Raw genomic sequence first — 22,901 nt, forward strand, 5'->3', positions numbered from 1 at the left:
TTGAGAGTAACGGGCTCGAACAATATTTAATTTTACGCCGCCATTATTTACCGCAGGGTAATGACTCAATTGATGATATTGCTGCCGCCATCTGGCTGGATAATCGTTATTGGGAAAATATGTCCATAGCCACCGCCAACGGAATTGGCAAGGCATTTAAAGGTACTGAATGAAACAGTTAGATTTTACATTAAGCCTGATTGATAAATTATCACGCCCATTAAAACAGGTGCAGGGTAATGTCACGGGCTTTGCTGATAAATCCAATGCGGCATTTAAGCAAATTGGCGGCGGGGTGCTGGGGCTGGTCGGTGTCGGTCTGGCCATTAAGGGCGCGCTGTCGCCAGCCATCGAAATGTTTGATGCGCTTAATGATGCGTCGGCAAAAGGGATTGACGATGGCGCGCTAAAAACGGTGCAGCGCGATGCCCTGGCATTCAGTACAACCTACGGCGCTAGCGCAGTGGACTTTGTTCAGTCTACCGAAAGTATTAATGCCTCCATCGCTGGCCTGACGGGGCAAGAGCTGCCGAAGGTGACGAAAGTCGCCAATACCCTGGCCTTTGCTCTTAAATCCACCGCTGCCGATACGTCGGAATTTATGGGGCAGATGTTTGGCAACTTCTCCGCCGATGCGGAACGCCTGGGCAAAGTCCAGTTTGCGGAACAACTGGCGGGCAAGATGGTGTACATGCGCAAAACCTTTGGCGCGGAAATGTCCACTATCAAAGATTTGATGGAAGGTGCGCGCGGCGTGGGTACTAACTACGGCGTCGGGCTGGATGAACAGCTGGCCGTGCTGGGGCAGCTAAACAGGACGCTGGGAACGGAAGCCAGCAGCGCATACGAGGGCTTTATGACTGGCGCGCTCGATGGCGCTAAAAAGCTGGGGCTGTCGTTCACGGACTCCACCGGCAAAATGCTGTCCATGCCTGAAATGCTGATCAAGCTGCAGGGCAAATACGGCAAAAGCCTGGAAGGGAACCTGAAAGCACAGGCGGAGCTTGATGCCGCGTTTGGCGATAGTTCGGCGGTGGTTAAGCATCTTTATGGCAATGTGGCCGTGCTGCAGCGGAATATCACGGAGCTGGGCGGCGCTGATGGGCTGAAACGTACCCAGGAAATGGCCAGCAAGATGGTGAAACCGTGGGATCGCTTTGTGGCCATCCTGACCGCGATTAAAACCGTGATTGGCCTGACGCTGATCCCGGTGCTTTATCCGGTGCTGAACCGCCTGGCGGATATGGGACAGACGTTCGCCCGCTGGATGCAGATGTTTCCCAACATTGCCCGTGTGGTGGGGTTCGCTGCAATGGCATTGCTGAGCTTTGCCGCAGTCGGGGCAACGGTAAACATTGTCATGGGAGTATCTAAGTTCATCATGCTGGGGCTGGCAGGTGTCTGGCGTATGTTGTCGTCAGTCACGCTGATTTATACCGCTGTTCTCTGGACGGCGCAAAAAGCCGTTATTGTCTGGAATGCTTCATTAGCCGCGCTGCGCGGTGTGCTGTTAGCTGTGCGAATGGCGGCGATAATGTCCGGCATTGCGATCAACTTTATGAGCTGGCCAATTCTGCTGGTTATTGGTGCCATCGCGGCACTGGCGGCAGGTGTTTATCTGCTGGTTAAGCATTGGGATACCGCCTGGAAATTTATCACTGATGGCTGGAATAACTTTGTTGCGATGCTGACCGGCTTTTCACCTGTTCAGGCATTAAGCGGAATGGCCAGCGGTATTGTGTCGTTATTCGACAATGTCTGGCAGACCATTAAAGGCGGTTTTCTGCAATCGTGGAACTGGATTGTTGAAAAACTAAATAAAATTCCCGGTGTGAATATTTCAACGGCAGGCGATAACGCGTCACCGTTAACTAATACCCTTTCCACTGGTGGAGATTTAAAAGGCATTGAACCGGGCGGAATTAATAAAACAATCAGCAGTAATTCAAAAGCGGTAACGGACAATAGCCGGAAAATTGGTGAGGTTCATTTCCATACTCAAGAGGCAATGACACCGGGGCAATTAATGGAATGGCAGGAGCTGAATTAATGAGTGATTTGCTTTATATCGATCTGCTTATTGAAAACGGTGATTTTGTGCTTAACGCCGGTAATGAGCCTGAATTGTGCAACAACCGAAAAAGCATTGGGCAGGATATTGTTCATTCCATTCTGGAAAGTGGTCTTGTTACGCAATTAGTTGCGGAACGAAGCCCAACAATGCGCGCCGATATTTTCACCCAGCTGGAAATACTGATTGAAAGTGATGAACGCATTGTGCCGGGAACGGCGGCAATTAGCGAAGAAAGCCAGAAGCGGCTTTGGGTTACGGCCAGCACGTACGATTTTGGCAGCATTTCTTCACGGGTGGATTTATGACGGAAAAGCCGCAGGTAGATTTTGAAGAGGTTCTGAAAACCAGCGGAATGCCGGTGACGGAAGATGAGGTGAAAGCCCGCTTTAATGCCATCGTGGCCGATGAAGGAATGGTCACGAATACATCCCGCATGTCGCCGTTCTGGCGCTTGATCACTGCAATTGTGACCGCGCCGGTAATGTGGCTGAAAGATGCTCTTGTGGCGGTAGTGCTGACAAATATGTTTGTTGCCACGGCTGGCGGCGCGCTGTTGCGCCTGCTGGCCTGGGCGGTGAACGTGACGGCGAAGCCCGCCAGCGCGGCTGAGGGTGTGATCCGCTTTATCAAGTCCGATGCTAAAACGGCGACAACGGTCAAGGCCGGGACGCTGGTGCAGACTGAGCGAATTAACGGGAAAGTTTACGTGCTGGCCACGGTAGCCGATGTGGTGATCCCTGCTGGCGCGGCCAGCGCGCTGATCGCTGTACGGGCGACCGAAACCGGGGGCGCGTATAACTTAGCGCCGGGGTATTACCGCATTCTGCCGGTGGCCGTTGATGGTATCAGCCAGGTGGCCAGTGAAGAGGACTGGCTGACAAAGCCAGGTGCAGATGAGGAAAGCGACGATGAATTACGCGAGCGCTGCCGCAATCAGTTTAACCTGGTAGGGAATTACCACACTGACGCGGTTTACCGGGCAATGATTGCTGCCGTTACCGCGCTGAGCATTGATCGTATTTTCTTTGAGCATGATGCCCCGCGTGGCCCTGGTACGGCCAATGCTTATTTGCTTCTGGATTCCGGGGTGGCTTCCTCGCCATTTGTTGATGCCGTGAATGATTATATCAATACCCAGGGGCATCACGGCCACGGCGACGATATGCAATGTTTTGCCATGCCAGAAACCCGCCACGATCTGACGGTTACGGTATATGTGCCGAGCGTCAGCAACATGGCAGAAAGTGATGCGAAGTCGTTAAGGTCTGGGGTAGAAAACCTGATCCGCAGTGCATTCAGGGAAAACACGGATTTTGATGTGAAAAGAACGTGGCCATATTCGCGGTTTTCTTTCTCGCAGCTGGGGCGCGAGATCCACAGACAGTTTCCGCAGGCGGATTCTGTGGAATTTTCTCTTAAAGATATTACCAGCGGGCTGAATGTGCCTCGCCTCAATTCACTGATAGTGGAGCTGGCTAATGACTGAATTTCTGAAAAAACTGGTTGGAATGGCGCTACCGTCCTGGATGAATAAGGGCGAGTCGGGCAAGTTGCTGGCCGTTATGCGCCGGTTCTGGGCGGAGGTTTACCAATGGATTACCTGGCCGCTGGCACAGCTTGATCCACTTACCTGCGGTGAATCGATATTAAATCTGATGGCTTATGACCGGGATATATCCCGTTTTGATGGTGAGCCATTAAGCCTGTTTCGTAAGCGCGTTGCCTATGCGTTTGTTAATGCGGCTGATGCGGGGTCTGTCGAAGGATTTATTAATATTTTCGACCGATTGGGGATTGGTTATGTCGAGCTGATGGAACGCCAGCCGGGCATTGATTGGGATGTGATTCTTGTTCGCGTGTCGGATAGCCAGGTTGCCGATAACACGCAGTTAATGATTCAGATAATTCGGCAGTACGGGCGAACCTGCCGCCGCTATCAGTTTGAGGTTATCACGTCTGAGAGCCTGCTTATCCGGGCGGGATGGGATCAGGGTGAGTACATAGTTTATCCGGCAAGGCTTGCCGGAACGGAAACCGGCAGCGCAATTTTTAGCGCAAGTTTGTAAGGAGAAAATATGTCACAGACAGCCATTACTCAGGCTTTTGAACAGTGGAAAGCCCAGCAGGGCGCGACCGGTGAGAGCATTCTGTTGGATGAGTTTGTTTTCGCGAATGTACCTGGACTTGACCCATCATTGCCAGTTGACCGTAGTGAACAGATGCCTCCTGCAGAGCAGATTGTTTACCGCCAGCTGGTAAGCCGAAAAGGCGTTGTAAATGAAAATGCCGTCGTGCATTCCGTTGTTCTGGGGGCTGATGTTGGTGATTTTTCATTTAACTGGATTGGGCTGATTAATAAGGCAACCGGCACCCTTGCAATGATTGTTCATGCGCCGGAACAGCAGAAGCTAAAAACCAGTGAAGGGCAGCAGGGCAATGTTCTTACCCGTTCTTTTCTGATGGAGTATAACGGCGCACAGGCGGAAACAGGAATCAATACACCGGCTGAAACCTGGCAGATTGACTTCACTGCACGTATGTCTGGAATGGATGAACGCCAGCGTCTGGAAAATATTGATATTTATGGGGCTGCATCATTTTTCGATGATGGCTGGCTGGTTAACAAGGCGGGTAGTCAGTACTTTGTTACGCGCGGCATAGGGTATGTTGCTGGTTTACGTGCAGATTTGGCTGAAAATAAAAATATCACCGTTACAGCTAAGCCTGTAAAAGTCTGGATGGATGTTAGCTGGTCGGGGACGTTGACGAGTACCTGGGCAGTGACTGCTAATGTAGTTGTTGCGGAAGCCCTGACTGATTATGTGCAGAGTGGTGTGAAGCATTATGTTTTTGCTTTGGCGGAAATTGATGAAAACGGAAATATTACGGATTTAAGGCCGAAAGGGAATTTGTCAGAGCAGCAGGCTAATAATGATTTTTTGCGGAAAAATGCAAATTTAAGTGATATCACTGATGTGTCAGAAGCTATTAAAAATTTGTCATTAGATGAATTTATTACATTGGCTAAAAATGCACTTTCCCGATCTGGCGGTGAAGTTGATGGCGATGTTGTTATTAAGGGTATTCTTTCTCTTATAGGTCATGAATTGGTGGTTGAAAAGGATAGCGGTTTTTCTGGTATTCATATTAAGAATAAAAGTTCAGAGAATGGAAGCGCCTGTGGAGTCGATTTTTCGTTTGGTGGAGCGATTATGTCGTCAATTATCGGCGGTATAATGGCCAACGGTGCAAACTACCTTGATGTCGCATTATCTTCAGCCGGTAATATATCTGATCGTCGTGTAAATGCACTAACTCTGAATGGCGACATTCGGCAGATGATTTTCCAGAATGGGTGGGAGCTTCAGGGGTACACGAAAAACGCTGATTTTACACAATTGATGGCGGATGCTGGCTGGGTTCGTTTTCCTAATGGCATTATTTTGCAATGGTTCTGGGGAAATACCGATTCAACCGGATGGTCGGCAGGCGGTTTTCCAATCGGGTGGCCAGCGCGCTGCTTTGGCCTTCTGGCTTCAAACGTTGCCAGTACTGCCCCGGCCTCTGCTATTGCAGGCGTGAAGCGACTTGATGATCGTAATATGCAGGTCACATTAATGGAAAGAACAGGTGCCCTTGTATCAAAACCTTTCTTTTGTGTTGGAATAGGATGCTGAAAATGGATAAAAAGATTTTTTTTAGCGCCAAAGAGAATACTTTCTTTTTCGAGTCGATGAAAACGGATTATGAAAAAAAGGGGTACTGGCCAGCTGATTTGCGTGAAGTTTCCCAAGATGAATATCAGGTTTATGCAGGAGAGAAGCCGCCAGAAGGTAAAAAACGTGGTGGAGATAGCTCGGGTAATCCAGTGTGGGTGGATATTCCAGCGCCGACAGTGGAACAATTAATGGAACAGGCCGAGCAAACAAAACGTAGTCTGGTTGACGATGCCGGTGCGGAAATTTCATGGCTGCAGGATGCAGTAGACGAAAATATTGCTACTGAAAAAGAAATCTCGCTACTGAGTGAATGGAAAAAATACCGTGTGCTTTTAATGAGAATTGATATTTCACAAGCCCCGGAAATTCAGTGGCCAGAGGTGCCGGGTTATGTGGCGTGAAGCTCGTCTGGCGTTTTCTGATTCACTGGCTGCGGTTAATTGTTCAATTGTTCCCGCGCACCCGTGGGTTTATGGGCTGGGGCAGCAGACGGAAAACGGCGCTTATCTCAGCCCGGCCAATGCCGTGGCTTACCTGGCTGAAAAAGCCGCCGGTATAGGCGGCGCTTCTGACGTTGTGATCTTGATGGTGGCCAGCCAGTCGCATGACAGCTTTATGAACAGCCTAAGCCAGCTGGTTGATGTATTTCCCGCACCGGCTTTCACGCAGGTTAAGCGCCTGGCGCAATCCGCCGCGCAGCTGGCCAGCGAAAAAATGCAGATCCCGGCCGGGTTAAATGGTGGCCTGCCGGTGGCCATGCCGCTATCGGTTCCAACAAATCGGGCTGCGCTGGCCGCTGCAGCGGTAAAGAAAGCCCAGGAAGATGCGGCGCTGCCAGTTGATATGGATGCGCTGCAAAAGCAACTGGATGATTTTGCGCAGCTGCGCACCGGGTTAATGCAGGAGATTGCCAGCGGTCTGGATGACCTGAAAACAAAATCAGCCAGGGCGTGGGTATTTACGGCCAGCGGGGATCTGGCCACTAGTCTGCTGGCACTGGTGAAAGATATTCCGCTGCCATCCGCCGTTCACACTGCAGCCATGATGCTGGTCGGGGATAACCTCGACGGGATAAAAGGAATGATTCATGACCTCGATCACAACGCTGGCGCTTAATGGCGAAGCCATCCCGCTGAAAAATATGCGTGTCACGCTTACGCAGCAATTTCAGGATAAAGACCAGTCCGGCCAGACCAGTGCCACGACGAAATCAGAGCAGGGCGTAAAAGGCAAAGAGCTGCGTGTGTCGGGAGAAATTCCGTTCAAGTCTCCTGATGTGCTTAAGCGTGTCTTTGAGCTGGCGACGGCCACCGATAGCAGCGGCCAGCGGCAGAAATACCGTGTAGCCCATGAAATGGCGCGTGCGGTTAATTTCCGTGAGGCAACATTCACGGGGTCGCTTGATGCCCCCCAGCAGGATGGGAAAATGGCCTGGCTGGTGACGTTTACGCTGACTGAACATATCAGCGTCCAGGAAAAGCGAGAGGCAAGGGCAGACAGCAAAACTACTGCCAAAAAACAGACTGCTGGCGGAGCGGGAACAGGGGGCGGACAGGATGCCGCCGAGGATGAAGAGAAAATGACGTGGTTTGAACGCAAGGTGCTTAAGCCGGTCAATGATGCGCTGGAGTAAGCATGAAACCCGTTAAACGTCTTTATCTATCCAGTGATGAAGTTCATATTGCCGATGCAAAACTGGTGCTGGAGCTGAACAGCTGCGGCCGCGGGTTTATCACGGCACAGACCACCCAAGACTATACCGGCAAGCTGGTGCGCCTCGATGTGGGTTACACCGACCTGATCCTGCGCTGGTTTACCGGCTATGTTGAGCGCTCGCAACCGGCAGAAAACGGTTTTCAGCGTCTGTTTGTGCGTGAGCTGGTCGGCGTGTTTGAAAAGTCGTGGCCATGCTCGTTTCAGCATCCAACTTTGCGCAAGGTGGCCAGCTGGCTGGAAGAAAACAGCGGCATTACGGTGAGCGTGCCAGATGCTGAATATGCAGATAAACCGATCCCCCATTTCACCCACAGCGGCAGCGGCTACCAGCTTTTGAGCAATCTGGGCAAAGCCTTTGGTATCACGGATTACATCTGGTATCAGCTGCCGGATGGCGGTTTATATATTGGCGGTGCGGAGCTGTCATTATTCGCCGGTAAAGCCGTGGATATCCCGGCAGAGTTCAGCCAGGGGGCGGCCGGTGGCAACACCATGACACTGCCGGTTGTTCAGAGCCTGAGGCCGGGAGTGGAAATGAACGGCGAGCGCGTGACGCGTATCCAGCTGAATAACGACACGATGGATGTTACCTGGACACCGCGCAACAAAACCACGGGGGAGGCGCTGCAAAAAAGCCCGCTGCAGCGCCAGGTAGAAAGCCAGTACCCGGAGCTGGCTGCAGGTCTGCACCTGCCGAAATTCGCCAGGGTGCTGGCACCTACGGAAGCGGTAAGTAGCGGTAATTTTGCCGATCCATTCCGCCCGCGCTATGCGGTGAATGTGCAGCTGCTTGACGCAGACGGAAACCCGGATAAGCAGACACCTGTTTATAACGCTGTGCCGCTGCCGGTGCCGATGGCCGGGAATGATTCTGGGATGTTTCAGTTTCCGCCAGAAGGGACAAAAGTTGAGATTGGATTTACCGGGGGCAGGCCAGATAAGCCATTTATCCGCCAGACCGTGCCGGAGGGGAGCAGTCTGCCGGATATTAAACCGGGGGAGCAGCTGCAGCAGCAGCGCGCGGAAGTATCGCAGCGTGTCACACAGTCGGGGGATTGGGTGCGCCAGACTGACCAGGCGATCAGTGAAACATCAATGGCCAGGAATATCAAAGCCGATGCGGAAGCCCGCGAGCTGGTAAGCCGTGAAACCACAATCAAGGCGACGGACAAGACTACGGTTCTGGGCGCGGCCACGCTGATGGCTGGCGCTATTGTGCAAATCAGTACCGGCAATTACAGCCAGGCAGTGAAGGGAAACTGGCTGGCCAATGTCGGCGGCAATGCCGAAATGAAGATTGCTGGCGATCAGTCTGTGAATGTTGCCGGGAGCCTTACGGAGCAGATCGGGAATATCCGCAAAAGTGTGGCGGCAGCACAGCAGCAGATTATTGCGCCAGTGGTCTGGATTGGTTCCGATAGCGTGAACATCGCGCAACTGATGCTGGACACGCTGGACGTGTTGCAGCAGCTCGCAGAGCAAACGGCCAGCCACACCCACAGCAATACAGGTGCACCGGAGAATGCCAGCGCCATACGTGCCGCCAGCCAGAAGGCTGAGCAGCTTAATGGCAAGTATTCGCCAGTCATTGGCCAGTAGTCCAAAGCACTAAACGAAAGCCCGCGTAATGCGGGTTTTTTTATGCCCGCCATTTAGCCCACAGAAAGCAACCTACCGCACCCACAAGCCAAAACAACCCAGCGGGATACCTGAAATAGATCAGGCGCACAGCGCTGCGCTGGCTGCGCCTGAACGTGACAAAATAAATCTTTCCACGACGGAAACGGCGCTACACCGCACCCGCCTGCGGGTTTTGGATCGTAAAAATATTTCAGTTGGATTTTTCTTCAAAAGATATCGCCAGCCCGCGCCAGTTCTGGCGGCTTTGCTGAGATTGGAAACTGAAAAGATTGAAAAGAATTTCAGTATTTTTCAGTTTGAAGGATCTGCGGAGGATCTAAGTAAAAAATCAAGATGTTGAAAAGTAAAAGAAAAATAAATTTTACGTGAGGTTTAGAAGATCAATCAGCGCTGGAAAGCAGGGCAAAGAAAAGCCCGCAATTCCAGGAGTGGAGCGGGCTGCGTGGCAATCACCAGTTTTTCAGAAACTGAAAAGTGTGGCGTTACAGTTTGCCTTCATGAACGCTGACATCTACCACGTTTTTGGTTTTCAGGTCGATGGTGCAGGCGTAGGTCATGTTCATTTTGGCGTTAAAGCCATTGGTGAATTTTACCTTATCGCCGATGTAGGTCAGCTGGTTCTTTTTCGAATCAATCCGCGCGTGTGAAAAAATGGTGTCTAAAATTCCGTCAGTCCATTCATATTCATATTTTGCGGAACGCTCGATCAGTGGTTTGCATTTACTGACTGCATCAACCAGGTTCTGGTCATAGTTGCATTGGGTATCTGTGTTTGAGCATGTTTTTGGTGCCGCAGCTGCCTGCTTATCATCACCGCTTCCGATGAAGTACATCACAGCAGCGACAATCACAATCAGGATTAGACACCCGCCCAGTTTTTGTTTTGCGCCAAAGCCGGGATCTTTAACCCCACAATGCGGGCAGGTCTTTGCAGAGGTAGAAACTTCTTTTTTGCATTCTTTACATTTAGTTAGTGCCATAATCATATCCCTATAAAATCAACGGCAAAATGATATCGATAAGAGTGCAAAATGTAAAAAGCTTTGATATCAATATGATGTAGACATACGACATTGCGAAATTTCGGGTTGTAAAATTTTCTTCGTGGGAGCATATGCAAAAATGCTAAAAACAAAGCTGTTTGGTGAAATCTCTGTGCCATCAAGTTTAGGCGAGCTAATTGAAGTAACAGAGAATCATTCAAGGCACAGAGCCAATGTCTACATGTGGCGGGGGCAAGGAAATATAGATTGGCCAATCCATAGCGCAGCGTACAGACGATTATATCTTACTCACCGCCGTGTAACCGAAAGAAGAATGAGACTCTATGAACTTGAAATTTTGAGGAAAGCGCGCCACAAAGGATATGGCTATGAGGAAGGGCGACGATTAGCTGACTTTGAGGTTTTGGCAAAACTCCAACATCATGGCGCAGCAACTAGATTGATCGATTTTTCAAGAAATGTTCTCGTTGCATTGTGGTTTGCTTGCCATTCTGAACCCAAAAAAACTGGGCTTCTTTTCGGTATCCAAGCTGATTTTGTGCGCGGTCAGGAAGGTGAGGCAGAGGAACGGGAATACGATCAAATTTTCATCGAGGGTGTAAGTGAAGCGGGAGCTATAACTTGGGAACCGCCTGCAGTTACGAAAAGAATTGCCGCTCAAAGTGCCCAGTTCATGTATAGCATCGTAAGTGAAAGCCCGATGGGCAGTTTGGATTTTGATCAAAGACCAGAAGCATACCTTGCAATAGGCATCACCCCAGAAATGAAGAAAAAATTTTTAGAACTTCTTGAAGGGACTTTTGATGTGAGGCAACTAACTTTGTTTCCTGATCTTGATGGGTTCTGTCAGGCTAATACAGAACATCATAAGCGTTGGGATAATGAAAGGTGGTGATCCATCTGTCTTTATGCCGCCACTTTGCCGCCAATGGCTTCAAAGACTATAGCTAAATAATTGATTCTTAATGATTATTTTTTCAGGCAACAAAAAACCCATCAACCTTGAACCAAAACGGCGGGGTTGATGGGCTCCACAAATTGGGGACATCAAAGAAAAGCAGTGGCACTAGTTATGACTGACACCTTGAGGAAAAGTTCTACATATCTGCAAAAAATTTTCACTTAAGGGACAACTTCAGTTTTATCCTAAGCCTGGCCAGATGATGATGATGAGTGTCCCCGCCAGTGTCAGCAGCACGTTGGCTATCGCGTAGGTGCCTGCGTAACCGAGTGCCGGGATATTGCTACGCGCGGTATCGCTGATAATTTCCATTGCCGGTGCGCAGGTACGCGCCCCCATCATGGCGCCAAAAAGAAGCGCCCGGTTCATGCGCAAGACATAGGCGCCGAACAGGAAGCAAATGATCACCGGCACCAGGCTGACGATCAGACCAGCAATCAGCATTTGACCGCCAATTGCCCCTAACCCCTGACCGATGCCACTGCCTGCGCTTAAGCCAACGCCCGCCATAAAGACCATCAGGCCGAACTCTTTCACCATATTCAGTGCCCCCTGCGGGATGTAGCCAAATGTGGGATGGTTAGCACGCAGGAAGCCCAGCATGATCCCGGCGAACAGCAATCCAGCGGCGTTACCGATGCCGAAACTGAAGTTGCTGAACTGGAAGGTGATCATGCCGATCATCAGACCAATAATGAAGAACGCACAGAAGGCCAGCAGATCGGTGACCTGGCTGTGAATCGAGATAAAGCCAATACGATCCGCGATTGTTTTCACCCGGCGCGCGTCGCCGCTGACCTGCAATACGTCGCCTTTGTTGAGCACCACGTTGTCATCAATTGGCATTTCAATCTGCGAGCGAATCACGCGGTTCAGGAAGCAGCCGTGATCGGTGAGCTTCAGTTGCGCAAGACGGCGTCCCACGGCATTGTGGTTTTTCACCACGATCTCTTCCGTGACGATCCGCATGTCGAGCAGGTCGCGGTCGAACACCTCTTTGCCGTTACGAAAGCTGGGGTCGAGGCGGGCGTGAGCATCCGGATAGCCGACCAGCGCGATTTCATCACCCATCTGCAGCACGGCGTCGCCGTCCGGGTTTGCCAGAATACCGTTACGACGGATGCGTTCAATGTAGCAGCCAGTTGCGCGGTAAATGCCGAGCTCCCGCAGGTTCTTTCCGTCCGTCCAGGCGACCAGTTCCGGGCCGACGCGATAAGCACGAATGACCGGCAGGTACACCTTCCGGTTCGTGTCGGTGTCCAGACCGCGTTCACGGGCGATTTGCTGGGCGCTGGTTTGCAGATCCTGATGCTGTAATTTTGGCAGATAGCGTGCGCCGACGATCAGGCTGACCAGACCGATCAGGTAGGTCAGTGCGTAGCCCAGGCTCAGGTTATCCAGCGCCCGGGAAAGCTGTGCGCTCTCCATTCCAAAATGGCGCAGCGTATCGCCAGCACCGACCAGAACCGGGGTAGACGTCATTGAGCCAGCCAGCATACCGGCCGTCAGGCCGATGTCCCAGCCAAATAGCTTACCCAAACCGAGGGCGATCAGCAGCGCGCTGCCGACCATCACCAGAGCCAGCATCAGGTAATTCTTCCCGTCCCGAAAAAAAATGGAAAAAAAGTTAGGACCCGCTTCAACGCCGACACAAAAAATAAACAGCATAAAGCCCAGATTCAGTGCGTCAGTGTTAATACTGAAATGCTGTTGCCCTAATAAGAGAGAGACGACTAAAACGCCAATGGAATTACCCAGTTGGATGGAACCCAGACGCAATTTACCGAGACACAGGCCGAGAGCCAGTACAACGAATAATAACAGGATGTAATTCCCATTTAACAAATCGGCGACGTTTATATTCACGGAGACTAACTTCTTGTTTACGAGTAAGCTGTTGAAAGAAATGGTAATTTAGGCTACTGTTTTGCCATCAAATAAGGGCGATTGTGACATATTCACAGCCCGAATATAAGCGGCACAACAATATAATCTGGCTAGTTTAATCTCATTACGTATCAACGGCTATAAGAATCGTGTTGGCGTATTTTGGCACGGAATGCTGAACGGCTTTATCTGACTGGACGCCTTTGGCGAAAAGTGTGTTCGATAGAGACAGTGTCAGGAGAAAAGATTGAAATATAAGCATGGTTGGGTAGGAGCGGTCTGCTGCTTTGTGCTCTTTGTGGTTGTCTGTCTTTTTCTGACGATGAACATGAAAGGGGCATTTCGGGCGGCCGGGCATCCTGAAATTGGGCTACTGTTTTTTACGCTGCCAGGCGCGGTCGCCAGTTTTTGCTCTCATCGCCGGGAGGTGATCAAACCGCTCCTTGGCGCGATGCTTGCGGCACCTTGTTGTTTGCTGCTCACGCGTCTTTTCTTTACGCCCACTCGCTCGCTGTGGCAGGAGATGGCGTGGTTATTCAGCGCCGTATTCTGGTGCGCTTTGGGAGCCTTATGCTTCCTGTTCATTAGCAGTTTGTTCAGACCGCGACAGCGTAAAAACCAATAACGCCCTCCGAAGAGGGCGTTATGACATCACTCACAGTACTCAGGCGAACAGGTTCAAATTCTCTTTCGCCCAGGCTTCAAAATCGGTGCAACCGCCGATGTGTTTCTGATCAACAAAAATCTGCGGCACGGTTTCAACCGGTTTGCCGACGGTTTTTTCCAGGTCCGCTTTGGTGATGCCTTCCGCGTGGATGTCGATGTAGCGATAGTTGAAATCATCGCGCTCGTTGCTCAGTTTCTCTGCCAGTTCTTTTGCGCGTACACAGTAAGGGCAACCCGGGCGACCAAAAATAACAGTAAACATTGTAGTCTCTCTCCTCGAACTCAAAGCCTGACGGCGAATGGCTGCTATGATGACGCTAATCGTCAGTCTTGAACAGTAGGTTGCACCTTTTACTTCGATACATTTAGTCTATATCTGTTAAACACATTCACGCTGAACGCCTTACACTATGTCTCACAAAAGGGGGCTTCCTGTGCGTATGACCGGCGCGTTACCGAAAAGTGTATTGATTCTGGAAATGGTGGGTATGGTGCTCCTGGCGCTGGCTTTGCTGTTGCTGAACCACTACCTGACGCTTCCCGCGCCGTTTAACAGCTCGTTAGCGGTCATTATCATGCTTTTTTTGGGCGTGCTGTTGATGATCCCCGCCGCACTGGCATTCGTCTGGCAAGTCGCGCAGCGGCTGGCGCCCCAGCTGATGAAGCCCTCATCCGATTCATCCCGTTCTGACAGAGAAAAAGAGAATGACTCCAACCATTAACCTTCTGCGTCATCACCGCTCGATTCGCCATTATACCGATCAACCGATTACGCCTGAACAGCGAGAGGCGATTCTGGCCGCCGCTCAGGCGACTTCCAGCTCCAGCTTTTTGCAGTGTACATCCATTATTCGTATTACGGATCCGGTACTACGTGACGCACTGGTACCCTTAACCGGCGGTCAACAGCACGTCGCGCAGGCCGCTGAGTTTTGGGTCTTCTGCGCCGACTTCAACCGTCATCTGCAGATTTGCCCTGAAGCACAATTAGGCCTTGCAGAGCAGTTGTTGCTGGGCGTCGTTGATACGGCGATGATGGCGCAAAACGCGCTGACGGCGGCGGAATCGCTGGGACTGGGTGGTGTCTATATCGGCGGATTGCGCAATAATATCGAATCTGTCACCGAGTTGCTGGCGCTGCCAAAACACGTACTGCCGCTGTTTGGGCTGTGCCTGGGCTGGCCTGCTGATAACCCGGAGCTGAAGCCGCGCCTGCCCGCAGCGATAGTGATGCACGAAAATCGTTATCAGCCGCTCGACAAGGACGTGCTGGCTGATTATGACGAACAGCTCGCGCAGTATTATCTCAGCCGTGGCAGCAATACCCGCCGTGACACCTGGAGCGATCATATTCGCCGCACGCTGATTAAGGAAAATCGTCCCTTTATCCTGGAATATTTGCATAAACAGGGTTGGGCCACGCGCTAAAAATTCCGCCGCTGTGTATGATACGCGGGATAGTGATCGAGTGATGCAGAGAGGTGCAGGGTGAAAATTGCCATATTGTCCCGGGATGGAACGCTCTACTCGTGTAAGCGCCTGCGTGAAGCGGCGATGACGCGTGGTCATCTGGTTGAAATACTCGACCCGCTTTCCTGTTATATGAACATCAATCCGGCGGCGTCCTCAATTCATTATAAAGGACGCAAGTTGCCTCATTTTGATGCCGTCATTCCGCGTATTGGTTCGGCGATTACCTTTTATGGTACGGCGGTGCTACGCCAGTTTGAGATGCTGGGCAGCTATCCGTTGAATGAATCTGTAGCGATTACCCGCGCCCGCGATAAGCTGCGTTCGTTGCAGTTGCTGGCGCGTCAGGGTATCGATCTCCCGATTACCGGCATTGCGCACTCGCCGGATGACACCAGCGATCTGATCGATATGGTTGGTGGCGCGCCGTTGGTGGTGAAACTGGTGGAGGGAACGCAAGGAATTGGCGTGGTACTGGCAGAAACCCGTCAGGCTGCCGAGAGCGTCGTGGATGCGTTCCGGGGGCTTAACGCCCACATTCTGGTTCAGGAATATATTAAAGAGGCCAAAGGCCGCGATATTCGCTGTCTGGTGGTGGGGGATGAGGTGGTTGCTGCCATCGAACGACGGGCGAAGGACGGCGATTTTCGTTCTAATCTCCATCGCGGCGGCGTCGCCTGCATTGCCAACATTACTCCCCGTGAGCGCAAAATTGCGATAAAAGCCGCGCAGACGATGGGGCTTGATGTCGCTGGTGTTGATATTTTACGCGCCGAGCGCGGCCCGCTGGTGATGGAAGTGAATGCCTCTCCGGGTCTGGAAGGGATCGAAAAAACCACCGGTATCGATATCGCCGGGCGGATGATTCAGTGGATCGAACGCCACGCGACGGCTGAATTTTGTCTCAAAACGGGTGGCTAGTCTTTAATATCGCCGATGATCGTGGCATGACGAACACTTTTTGCGTAAGCTGTGCCGGTATTTTTTTATCGTAAGAGGTAGCACATTATTATGACAGAATTGGTCGTTCCCACTCTGGATACGTTGCGGCAATGGCTCGACGACCTGGGCATGAGTTTTTTTGAATGTGATACCTGTCAGGCACTGCATTTACCACACATGCAAAATTTTGACGGCATCTACGATGCGAAATTAGATCTCGTCGATAATACGCTGCTGTTTTCCGCGATGGCTGAAGTGAGGCCTTCTGCGTTACTGCCGCTGGCCGCGGATCTGTCTGCCATCAATGCCAGTTCCCTCACTGTGAAAGCGTTCCTGGATATGCAGGATGATAATCTGCCAAAGCTGGTGGTTTGCCAGTCTTTATCCGTTATGCAAGGGGTAACTTACGCGCAGTTCGAGTGGTTCGTGCGCCAGAGCGAAGAGCAGATATCCATGGTCATTCTTGAAGCGGGCGCGCACCAGATGCTGTTTACCGCCGAAGAAGACGCGCAAAAAAGCAGCGTTGAGAACCATTTTCTTCACTGATTTTAACGTGAAGTATGGCGCGTATAGCGCAGTCGCTGCCAGAGCGGCTGCGGTTTACGTTCTTTTATTCTGCATTTAACCTTTCTTTAAAGAATTATTCACCTCCTTTCCCGCTATTTCGCTTTATCACATAGACATAAATTGCATAAAAAATTGATAAAAGGCGTTTTTTAATCTGGGCTATAGCCTGAAACCCTGGCTAAAGTTATTCTTGCGAAGCTTAATTACAGCGAGCAATAACGGTCGGGGGAGCGTCCACTCTTCCTGGTTTTTGCCGAGTGACAAACTATGCACGTTTCTTGCATAGCATTGAGTGCAACTTTTTTGGTTCGTTTGTTAACGAACTTTGATAAGGAAAGAGATTATGACCGCCTTAAATAAAAAATGGCTATCGGGTCTGGTTGCGGGTGCTCTGATGGCCGTCTCTGCCGGCACGCTCGCTGCAGAACAAAAAACACTCCATATCTATAACTGGTCTGATTATATTGCGCCGGATACGGTTGCTAATTTTGAAAAAGAGACCGGCATCAAAGTGGTCTATGACGTTTTTGACTCCAACGAAGTGCTGGAAGGCAAACTGATGGCAGGCAGCACCGGTTTTGATCTGGTAGTGCCTTCCGCGAGCTTTCTTGAACGTCAGTTGACGGCAGGCGTTTTCCAGCCGCTGGATAAGAGCAAACTGCCGGGCTGGAAAAACCTCGATCCGGAATTGTTGAAACTGGTCGCCAAACACGACCCGGACAATAAATTCGCGATGCCGTATATGTGGGCGACCACCGGTATTGGTTACAACGTCGATAAAGTGAAAGCGGTGCTCGGCGCTGATGCCCCGGTTAATAGCTGGGATCTGGTGCTGAAGCCGGAAAATCTTGAAAAACTCAAGAGCTGTGGCGTCTCTTTCCTCGATGCGCCGGAAGAGGTGTTTGCCACCGTGCTGAACTATCTGGGTAAAGATCCGAACAGCACCAAAGCAGACGACTATACCGGACCGGCTACCGATCTGCTGCTCAAGCTGCGGCCGAATATCCGTTACTTCCACTCTTCGCAGTACATCAACGACCTGGCTAACGGCGATACCTGTGTGGCGATTGGCTGGGCAGGAGATGTCTGGCAGGCCGCCAACCGGGCGAAAGAGGCGAAGAATGGCGTCAATATCTCCTTCTCGATTCCGAAGGAAGGGGCGATGGCCTTCTTTGATGTCTTCGCGATGCCAGCAGATGCCAAAAATAAAGACGAGGCCTATCAGTTCCTCAACTACCTGTTGCGCCCGGATGTGATTGCGCATATCTCTGACCATGTGTTCTACGCGAATGCCAACAAAGAGGCGACGGCGTTGGTGAGTGCAGAAGTGCGTGATAATCCAGGTATTTATCCGCCAGCAGACGTGCGCGCGAAGATGTTCACCCTGAAAGTTCAGGATCCGAAGATTGACCGCGTCCGTACGCGTGCCTGGACCAAGGTGAAAAGCGGTAAATAACCTTTTACCGTAGGCCGGGCAAGCGAAGCGCTCCCGGCAACTGGCGCACCGTTCTGGTGCGCCTGCACCATGATTTGTTTCTGCCGGAGAGCACCCCGTGAATGATGCCACCCCACGCCCGCAGGCGAAAACCCGTAAAGCGCTGACGCCGCTCCTCGAAATCCGCAACCTGACCAAATCCTTCGATGGTCAGCACGCTGTCGATGACGTAAGTCTGACCATTTATAAAGGCGAAATCTTTGCCCTGCTGGGCGCATCAGGCTGTGGAAAATCCACGCTGTTGCGCATGCTAGCGGGGTTTGAACAACCTACTACCGGACAAATCATGCTGGATGGCGTCGACCTGTCCCAGGTGCCGCCTTATTTACGGCCCATCAATATGATGTTTCAGTCCTATGCGCTGTTTCCCCATATGACGGTGGAACAGAATATCGCCTTTGGCCTGAAGCAGGACAAACTGCCGAAAGCAGAAATTGCCAGCCGGGTCGACGAGATGTTAGGTCTGGTGCATATGCAGGAGTTCGCTAAACGCAAACCGCATCAGCTTTCCGGCGGTCAGCGTCAGCGTGTGGCGCTGGCGAGAAGCCTGGCAAAACGGCCTAAACTTCTGCTGCTCGACGAACCGATGGGCGCACTGGATAAAAAGCTGCGTGACCGTATGCAGCTCGAAGTGGTCGATATCCTTGAGCGCGTCGGCGTAACCTGCGTGATGGTGACGCACGATCAGGAAGAGGCGATGACCATGGCCGGGCGCATCGCCATTATGAACCGTGGCAAGTTTGTGCAAATCGGTGAGCCGGAAGAAATTTACGAGCACCCGACCACGCGCTACAGCGCAGAGTTTATCGGCTCGGTCAATGTCTTTGAGGGCGTAATTAAAGAGCGCCAGGAAGACGGTCTGGTGCTCTATTCTCCTGGGCTGGTGCATCCGTTGAAGGTCGATCCGGATGCGTCGGTGGTGGATAACGTGCCGGTGCACGTGGCGCTGCGTCCGGAAAAAATCATGCTCTGCGAAGAGCCGCCTGCCGACGGTTTTAACTTCGCCGTCGGTGAAGTGGTGCACATTGCCTATCTTGGCGATCTCTCCATCTATCACGTTCGCCTGAAAAGCGGACAGATGATCAGCGCCCAGTTGCAAAACGCTCACCGTTATCGCAAAGGTCTGCCGACCTGGGGCGATGAGGTGCGTCTGTGCTGGGATGCGGACAGTTGTGTGGTGTTGACGGTTTAAGGAGCGAAGATGAGTACACTTGAACCTCCGGCACGCGTAGAAAAACCAGGCGGCTTTACGTTCTGGCTGGCGCGCGTGCAGATGAAACACGGGCGCAAACTGGTGATAGCGCTGCCTTACGTCTGGCTGATCCTGCTGTTTCTGCTGCCTTTTCTGATCGTCTTTAAAATCAGTCTGGCGGAGATGGCGCGAGCGATCCCGCCGTATACGGAGCTGATGGAGTGGGCCGACGGGCAACTGTCGATCACCCTTAATCTCGGTAACTTCCTGCAGTTGACGGACGATCCGCTCTACTTTGATGCTTATCTGCAGTCACTACAGGTGGCGGGGATCTCGACGCTCTGCTGTCTGCTGCTGGGGTATCCATTGGCGTGGGCGGTGGCGCACAGCAAGCCGTCAACGCGTAATATTCTGCTGCTGTTGGTGATCCTGCCGTCGTGGACCTCGTTTTTGATCCGCGTATATGCCTGGATGGGGATACTGAAAAATAATGGCGTGTTGAATAACTTTCTGCTGTGGCTGGGCGTAATTGACCAGCCGCTGACCATTCTGCACACCAATCTGGCGGTGTATATCGGTATTGTGTACGCCTATTTGCCGTTCATGGTGCTGCCGATTTATACCGCACTGACGCGGATTGATTACTCGCTGGTGGAAGCGTCGCTGGATCTGGGTGCGCGTCCGTTGAAAACGTTCTTTAGTGTGATCGTCCCGCTGACCAAAGGCGGCATTATTGCCGGTTCTATGCTGGTGTTCATTCCGGCGGTGGGCGAGTTTGTGATCCCGGAACTGCTCGGCGGGCCAGACAGCATCATGATTGGTCGCGTGCTGTGGCAAGAGTTCTTTAACAACCGCGACTGGCCGGTGGCGTCTGCGGTCGCGATTGTCATGTTGCTGCTGCTGATCGTCCCGATTATGTGGTTTCACAAACATCAGCAAAAAAGCGGAGGGGCCCACGGATGAACAACTTACCGTTAATTCGTTCGCCCTGGCGGATTGTGATTCTGGTGCTCGGGTTTACTTTCCTGTATGCACCGATGCTGATGCTGGTCATCTACTCGTTTAACAGTTCCAAACTGGTCACGGTGTGGGCTGGATGGTCAACGCGCTGGTATGGCGAACTGTTCCGCGATAGCGCAATGATGAGCGCAGTGGGGTTGAGTCTGACCATCGCCGCCTGCGCGGCGACCATGGCGGCGATACTCGGCACGATTGCTGCGGTGGTGATGGTGCGTTTTGGTCGCTTTCGCGGGTCGAACGGCTTTGCCTTTATGATCACCGCGCCGCTGGTGATGCCGGATGTGATCACCGGGCTCTCTTTGTTGCTGCTGTTTGTCGCACTGGGGCACGCTATTGGCTGGCCGTCAGATCGTGGCATGCTGACTATCTGGCTGGCACACGTCACGTTCTGTACGGCGTATGTGGCGGTGGTGATCTCCTCGCGCCTGCGTGAACTGGATCGCTCCATTGAGGAAGCGGCGATGGATCTGGGGGCGACGCCGCTGAAGGTGTTCTTTGTGATTACGCTGCCGATGATTATGCCAGCGGTGGTCTCCGGCTGGCTGCTGGCGTTTACCCTGTCGCTGGACGATCTGGTCATTGCCAGCTTTGTCTCCGGACCGGGCGCGACCACGTTACCGATGCTGGTCTTCTCCAGCGTGCGGATGGGCGTTAACCCGGAAATTAACGCCCTGGCGACGCTGATACTCGGGGTGGTGGGAATTGTTGGTTTTATCGCCTGGTATTTGATGGCTCGCACGGAAAAACAGCGGATCCGCGATATCCAACGTGCAAGACGTGACTGAAGACACTAAAATCTGCCAACCTGGCTACATAATGCCGCGCTCGTCGCGGCATTGTTTTCATGGAAGACGATTCGTTGGGATTTTTTAATAAAACATCCTCATCACATGCCCGCCTGAATGTGCCCACGCTGGTGCAGGTGGCGGCGCTCGCCATTATTATGATCCGTGGGCTCGATCTGCTGATGATTTTCAACACCCTTGGCATTCGCGGACTGGGCGAGTTTATTCATCGCAGCGTGCAGACATGGAATTTAACGCTGGTTTTTCTCGGCAGCCTGATGCTGGTATTTATTGAAATCTGGTGTGCGTTTTCACTGGTGAAAGGGCGTAACTGGGCGCGCTGGATCTATCTCCTCACGCAGGTGATTGCCGCCAGCTATTTGTGGGCGGCCTCGCTGGGCTACGGCTATCCAGAGCTGTTCAGCATTGCGGGTGAGTCAAAGCGGGAGATTCTGCGTACGCTGGTAATGCAAAAACTGCCCGATATGCTGGTGCTGTTATTACTGTTTGTGCCCGCGGCCAGTCGTCGCTTCTTCCGCTTACAATAATGTGTATAATCCTCGCCCCTGTTTAGATAAAGGTTTCCGTATGCAGTGCGCACTCTATGACGCCGATCGTTGTCGTTCCTGTCAGTGGATCACGCAGCCCGTGGGCGAGCAACTCACCGCCAAAACCGCCGATCTGCGAAATTTGCTTACCGGTTTTCCCGTCGGAGAATGGTGCGTGCCGGTCAGCGGCCCGGAGCAGGCGTTTCGCAATAAGGCGAAGATGGTGGTCAGCGGCAGCGTGGAAAAACCGTTGCTGGGCATGTTGCATCGCGATGGTACGCCAGAAGATCTGTGCGATTGCCCGCTCTATCCGGCCTCGTTTGCGCCGGTGTTTGTTGTGCTGAAACCGTTTATTGCGCGGGCCGGACTAACTCCCTACAACGTGGCGCGCAAACGTGGAGAGCTTAAGTACCTTTTGCTGACGGAAAGTCAGTTTGATGGCGGTATGATGCTGCGCTTTGTTCTGCGTTCCGACAGTAAACTGGCGCAGTTGCGTGCTGCGCTGCCGTGGTTGCAGGCGCAACTGCCGCAACTGAAGGTCATCAGCGTCAATCTTCAGCCGGTACATATGGCGATTATGGAAGGGGAGACAGAAATCTTCATGACTGAACAGCAGGCGCTGGCGGAGCGGTTTAACGACGTGCCGCTGTGGATCCGCCCGCACAGTTTCTTCCAGACCAACCCGGCGGTGGCAAGCCAATTATATGCCACAGCGCGTGACTGGGTGCGGCAGTTGCCGGTGAACCACATGTGGGATCTGTTCTGTGGTGTCGGTGGGTTTGGTCTGCACTGCGCGACGCCGCAGATGCAGTTGACGGGAATTGAAATTGCGCCGGAAGCCATTGTCTGTGCGAAGCAGTCAGCGGCGGAACTGGGCTTAACCAATCTTCATTTTCAGGCGCTGGATTCGACGCAGTTTGCCACCGGGCAGGGGGCTGTGCCGGATCTGGTGCTGGTGAACCCGCCGCGCCGCGGAATTGGTAAATCCTTGTGTGATTACCTCAGCCGAATGGCACCGCAATTTATCATCTATTCCAGCTGTAATGCGCAGACGATGGCGAAAGACATTGCCGCATTGCCAGGCTATCGCATTGAACGGGTACAGCTTTTCGATATGTTCCCACATACCGCGCATTATGAAGTGCTGACATTGTTGCTGAAGGACGAGTCACGGTTTGCCGGATAGCGGCGATGGCGCCTTATCCGGCTTGCGA

Annotated in this window: 26 protein-coding genes; 23 read left to right on the plus strand and 3 right to left on the minus strand. The window is 52.2% G+C overall.

The window, feature by feature from the left end; genetic code table 11:
• Positions 1-29 precede the first annotated feature (29 nt).
• The 11 genes from C2U53_RS30765 to C2U53_RS30360 are packed head-to-tail and all read left to right on the plus strand — an operon-like array spanning position 30 to position 9,490.
• The gene (locus tag C2U53_RS30765) at positions 30-173 is read left to right on the plus strand and encodes a hypothetical protein (protein WP_371415067.1); all 144 of its coding nucleotides are present in this window, start codon (positions 30-32) and stop codon (positions 171-173) included.
• Positions 170-2,050, plus strand: a complete 1,881-nt coding sequence (locus C2U53_RS18535; protein ID WP_104446254.1) for a phage tail tape measure protein — start codon at positions 170-172, stop codon at positions 2,048-2,050. Before C2U53_RS30765 ends, C2U53_RS18535 begins: the two co-directional genes overlap by 4 nt.
• Entirely contained in the window at positions 2,050-2,379 is a 330-nt protein-coding gene (locus C2U53_RS18540; protein ID WP_104446255.1) for a DUF2590 family protein, read from the plus strand. The genes C2U53_RS18535 and C2U53_RS18540 overlap by 1 nt, the downstream gene beginning before the upstream one ends.
• The gene (locus tag C2U53_RS18545; protein ID WP_104446256.1) at positions 2,376-3,560 is read left to right on the plus strand and encodes a baseplate J/gp47 family protein; all 1,185 of its coding nucleotides are present in this window, start codon (positions 2,376-2,378) and stop codon (positions 3,558-3,560) included. The genes C2U53_RS18540 and C2U53_RS18545 overlap by 4 nt, the downstream gene beginning before the upstream one ends.
• On the plus strand, positions 3,553-4,140 hold the full coding sequence (locus C2U53_RS18550; RefSeq protein ID WP_104446257.1) for a hypothetical protein: 588 nt from the start codon (positions 3,553-3,555) through the stop codon (positions 4,138-4,140). Before C2U53_RS18545 ends, C2U53_RS18550 begins: the two co-directional genes overlap by 8 nt.
• Before the next feature lie 9 nt (positions 4,141-4,149).
• The gene (locus C2U53_RS30355; RefSeq protein WP_104446258.1) at positions 4,150-5,751 is read left to right on the plus strand and encodes a phage tail protein; all 1,602 of its coding nucleotides are present in this window, start codon (positions 4,150-4,152) and stop codon (positions 5,749-5,751) included.
• A 2-nt stretch (positions 5,752-5,753) separates the two neighbouring features.
• The gene (locus C2U53_RS18560; RefSeq protein WP_104446901.1) at positions 5,754-6,194 is read left to right on the plus strand and encodes a tail fiber assembly protein; all 441 of its coding nucleotides are present in this window, start codon (positions 5,754-5,756) and stop codon (positions 6,192-6,194) included.
• Positions 6,184-6,909, plus strand: a complete 726-nt coding sequence (locus C2U53_RS18565; protein WP_104446259.1) for a hypothetical protein — start codon at positions 6,184-6,186, stop codon at positions 6,907-6,909. Before C2U53_RS18560 ends, C2U53_RS18565 begins: the two co-directional genes overlap by 11 nt.
• Complete coding sequence (locus C2U53_RS18570) at positions 6,881-7,426, plus strand: hypothetical protein (protein WP_104446260.1); 546 nt, start codon at positions 6,881-6,883, stop codon at positions 7,424-7,426. Before C2U53_RS18565 ends, C2U53_RS18570 begins: the two co-directional genes overlap by 29 nt.
• Before the next feature lie 2 nt (positions 7,427-7,428).
• The gene (locus tag C2U53_RS18575; protein WP_104446261.1) at positions 7,429-9,108 is read left to right on the plus strand and encodes a hypothetical protein; all 1,680 of its coding nucleotides are present in this window, start codon (positions 7,429-7,431) and stop codon (positions 9,106-9,108) included.
• A gap of 28 nt (positions 9,109-9,136) precedes the next feature.
• Complete coding sequence (locus tag C2U53_RS30360) at positions 9,137-9,490, plus strand: hypothetical protein (RefSeq protein ID WP_246876125.1); 354 nt, start codon at positions 9,137-9,139, stop codon at positions 9,488-9,490.
• 142 nt (positions 9,491-9,632) lie between these two features.
• Here the strand turns inward: C2U53_RS30360 and C2U53_RS18585 are convergent, their stop codons facing one another.
• Positions 9,633-10,130 (minus strand): hypothetical protein, encoded by a 498-nt coding sequence (locus tag C2U53_RS18585; RefSeq protein WP_104446262.1) that lies wholly within the window; start codon positions 10,128-10,130, stop codon positions 9,633-9,635.
• A 142-nt stretch (positions 10,131-10,272) separates the two neighbouring features.
• On the opposite strand from C2U53_RS18585, the gene C2U53_RS18590 reads away from it, so the two are divergent.
• On the plus strand, positions 10,273-11,049 hold the full coding sequence (locus tag C2U53_RS18590; RefSeq protein ID WP_104446263.1) for an FRG domain-containing protein: 777 nt from the start codon (positions 10,273-10,275) through the stop codon (positions 11,047-11,049).
• 246 nt (positions 11,050-11,295) lie between these two features.
• Here C2U53_RS18590 and C2U53_RS18595 read toward each other — a convergent pair whose 3' ends face one another.
• Positions 11,296-12,981 carry an aspartate:alanine antiporter gene (locus C2U53_RS18595; RefSeq protein WP_043001240.1) on the minus strand — a complete coding sequence of 562 codons (1,686 nt, stop codon included), beginning with the start codon at positions 12,979-12,981 and terminating at the stop codon, positions 11,296-11,298.
• A gap of 268 nt (positions 12,982-13,249) precedes the next feature.
• Between C2U53_RS18595 and C2U53_RS18605 the strand changes: the two genes are divergently transcribed.
• Positions 13,250-13,627: an inner membrane protein YbjM gene (locus C2U53_RS18605; protein WP_043001239.1), complete on the plus strand. Its 378-nt coding sequence runs from the start codon at positions 13,250-13,252 to the stop codon at positions 13,625-13,627.
• 39 nt (positions 13,628-13,666) lie between these two features.
• Here the strand turns inward: C2U53_RS18605 and C2U53_RS18610 are convergent, their stop codons facing one another.
• Complete coding sequence (locus tag C2U53_RS18610; RefSeq protein WP_000495514.1) at positions 13,667-13,930, minus strand: GrxA family glutaredoxin; 264 nt, start codon at positions 13,928-13,930, stop codon at positions 13,667-13,669.
• Positions 13,931-14,102: 172 nt separating this feature from the next.
• Here C2U53_RS18610 and C2U53_RS18615 point away from each other — a divergent pair, with 172 nt between their 5' ends.
• The 10 genes from C2U53_RS18615 to rlmC all read left to right on the plus strand — a co-directional run bounded on the left by C2U53_RS18615 (position 14,103) and on the right by rlmC (position 22,873).
• Positions 14,103-14,390, plus strand: a complete 288-nt coding sequence (locus tag C2U53_RS18615) for a DUF1418 family protein (RefSeq protein WP_043001238.1) — start codon at positions 14,103-14,105, stop codon at positions 14,388-14,390.
• Positions 14,374-15,096, plus strand: a complete 723-nt coding sequence (gene nfsA, locus C2U53_RS18620) for an oxygen-insensitive NADPH nitroreductase (RefSeq protein ID WP_104446264.1) — start codon at positions 14,374-14,376, stop codon at positions 15,094-15,096. The genes C2U53_RS18615 and nfsA overlap by 17 nt, the downstream gene beginning before the upstream one ends.
• Positions 15,097-15,156: 60 nt before the next feature.
• Entirely contained in the window at positions 15,157-16,059 is a 903-nt protein-coding gene (gene rimK / locus C2U53_RS18625; RefSeq protein ID WP_044256380.1) for a 30S ribosomal protein S6--L-glutamate ligase, read from the plus strand.
• A gap of 90 nt (positions 16,060-16,149) precedes the next feature.
• Positions 16,150-16,626, plus strand: coding sequence for a YbjN domain-containing protein (locus C2U53_RS18630; RefSeq protein ID WP_043001235.1), 477 nt, complete (start codon positions 16,150-16,152; stop codon positions 16,624-16,626).
• 364 nt (positions 16,627-16,990) lie between these two features.
• On the plus strand, positions 16,991-18,103 hold the full coding sequence (gene potF / locus C2U53_RS18635) for a spermidine/putrescine ABC transporter substrate-binding protein PotF (RefSeq protein ID WP_104446265.1): 1,113 nt from the start codon (positions 16,991-16,993) through the stop codon (positions 18,101-18,103).
• 97 nt (positions 18,104-18,200) lie between these two features.
• Positions 18,201-19,334, plus strand: a complete 1,134-nt coding sequence (gene potG / locus C2U53_RS18640; protein ID WP_044264253.1) for a putrescine ABC transporter ATP-binding subunit PotG — start codon at positions 18,201-18,203, stop codon at positions 19,332-19,334.
• A gap of 9 nt (positions 19,335-19,343) precedes the next feature.
• Complete coding sequence (gene potH, locus C2U53_RS18645; protein ID WP_043001233.1) at positions 19,344-20,297, plus strand: putrescine ABC transporter permease PotH; 954 nt, start codon at positions 19,344-19,346, stop codon at positions 20,295-20,297.
• Positions 20,294-21,139, plus strand: a complete 846-nt coding sequence (potI, locus tag C2U53_RS18650) for a putrescine ABC transporter permease PotI (RefSeq protein ID WP_104446266.1) — start codon at positions 20,294-20,296, stop codon at positions 21,137-21,139. The genes potH and potI overlap by 4 nt, the downstream gene beginning before the upstream one ends.
• A gap of 59 nt (positions 21,140-21,198) precedes the next feature.
• Entirely contained in the window at positions 21,199-21,687 is a 489-nt protein-coding gene (locus tag C2U53_RS18655) for a YbjO family protein (protein WP_043001232.1), read from the plus strand.
• A 40-nt stretch (positions 21,688-21,727) separates the two neighbouring features.
• A complete protein-coding gene (rlmC, locus tag C2U53_RS18660) occupies positions 21,728-22,873 on the plus strand; it encodes a 23S rRNA (uracil(747)-C(5))-methyltransferase RlmC (protein ID WP_104446267.1) in 1,146 nt (381 codons plus the stop codon).
• The last annotated feature ends 28 nt before the right edge of the window (positions 22,874-22,901 follow it).

Origin of the sequence: Citrobacter sp. CFNIH10, assembly GCF_002934585.1 — a bacterium.
In the GTDB taxonomy this organism is placed as follows: Bacteria; Pseudomonadota; Gammaproteobacteria; order Enterobacterales; family Enterobacteriaceae; genus Citrobacter_A; species Citrobacter_A amalonaticus.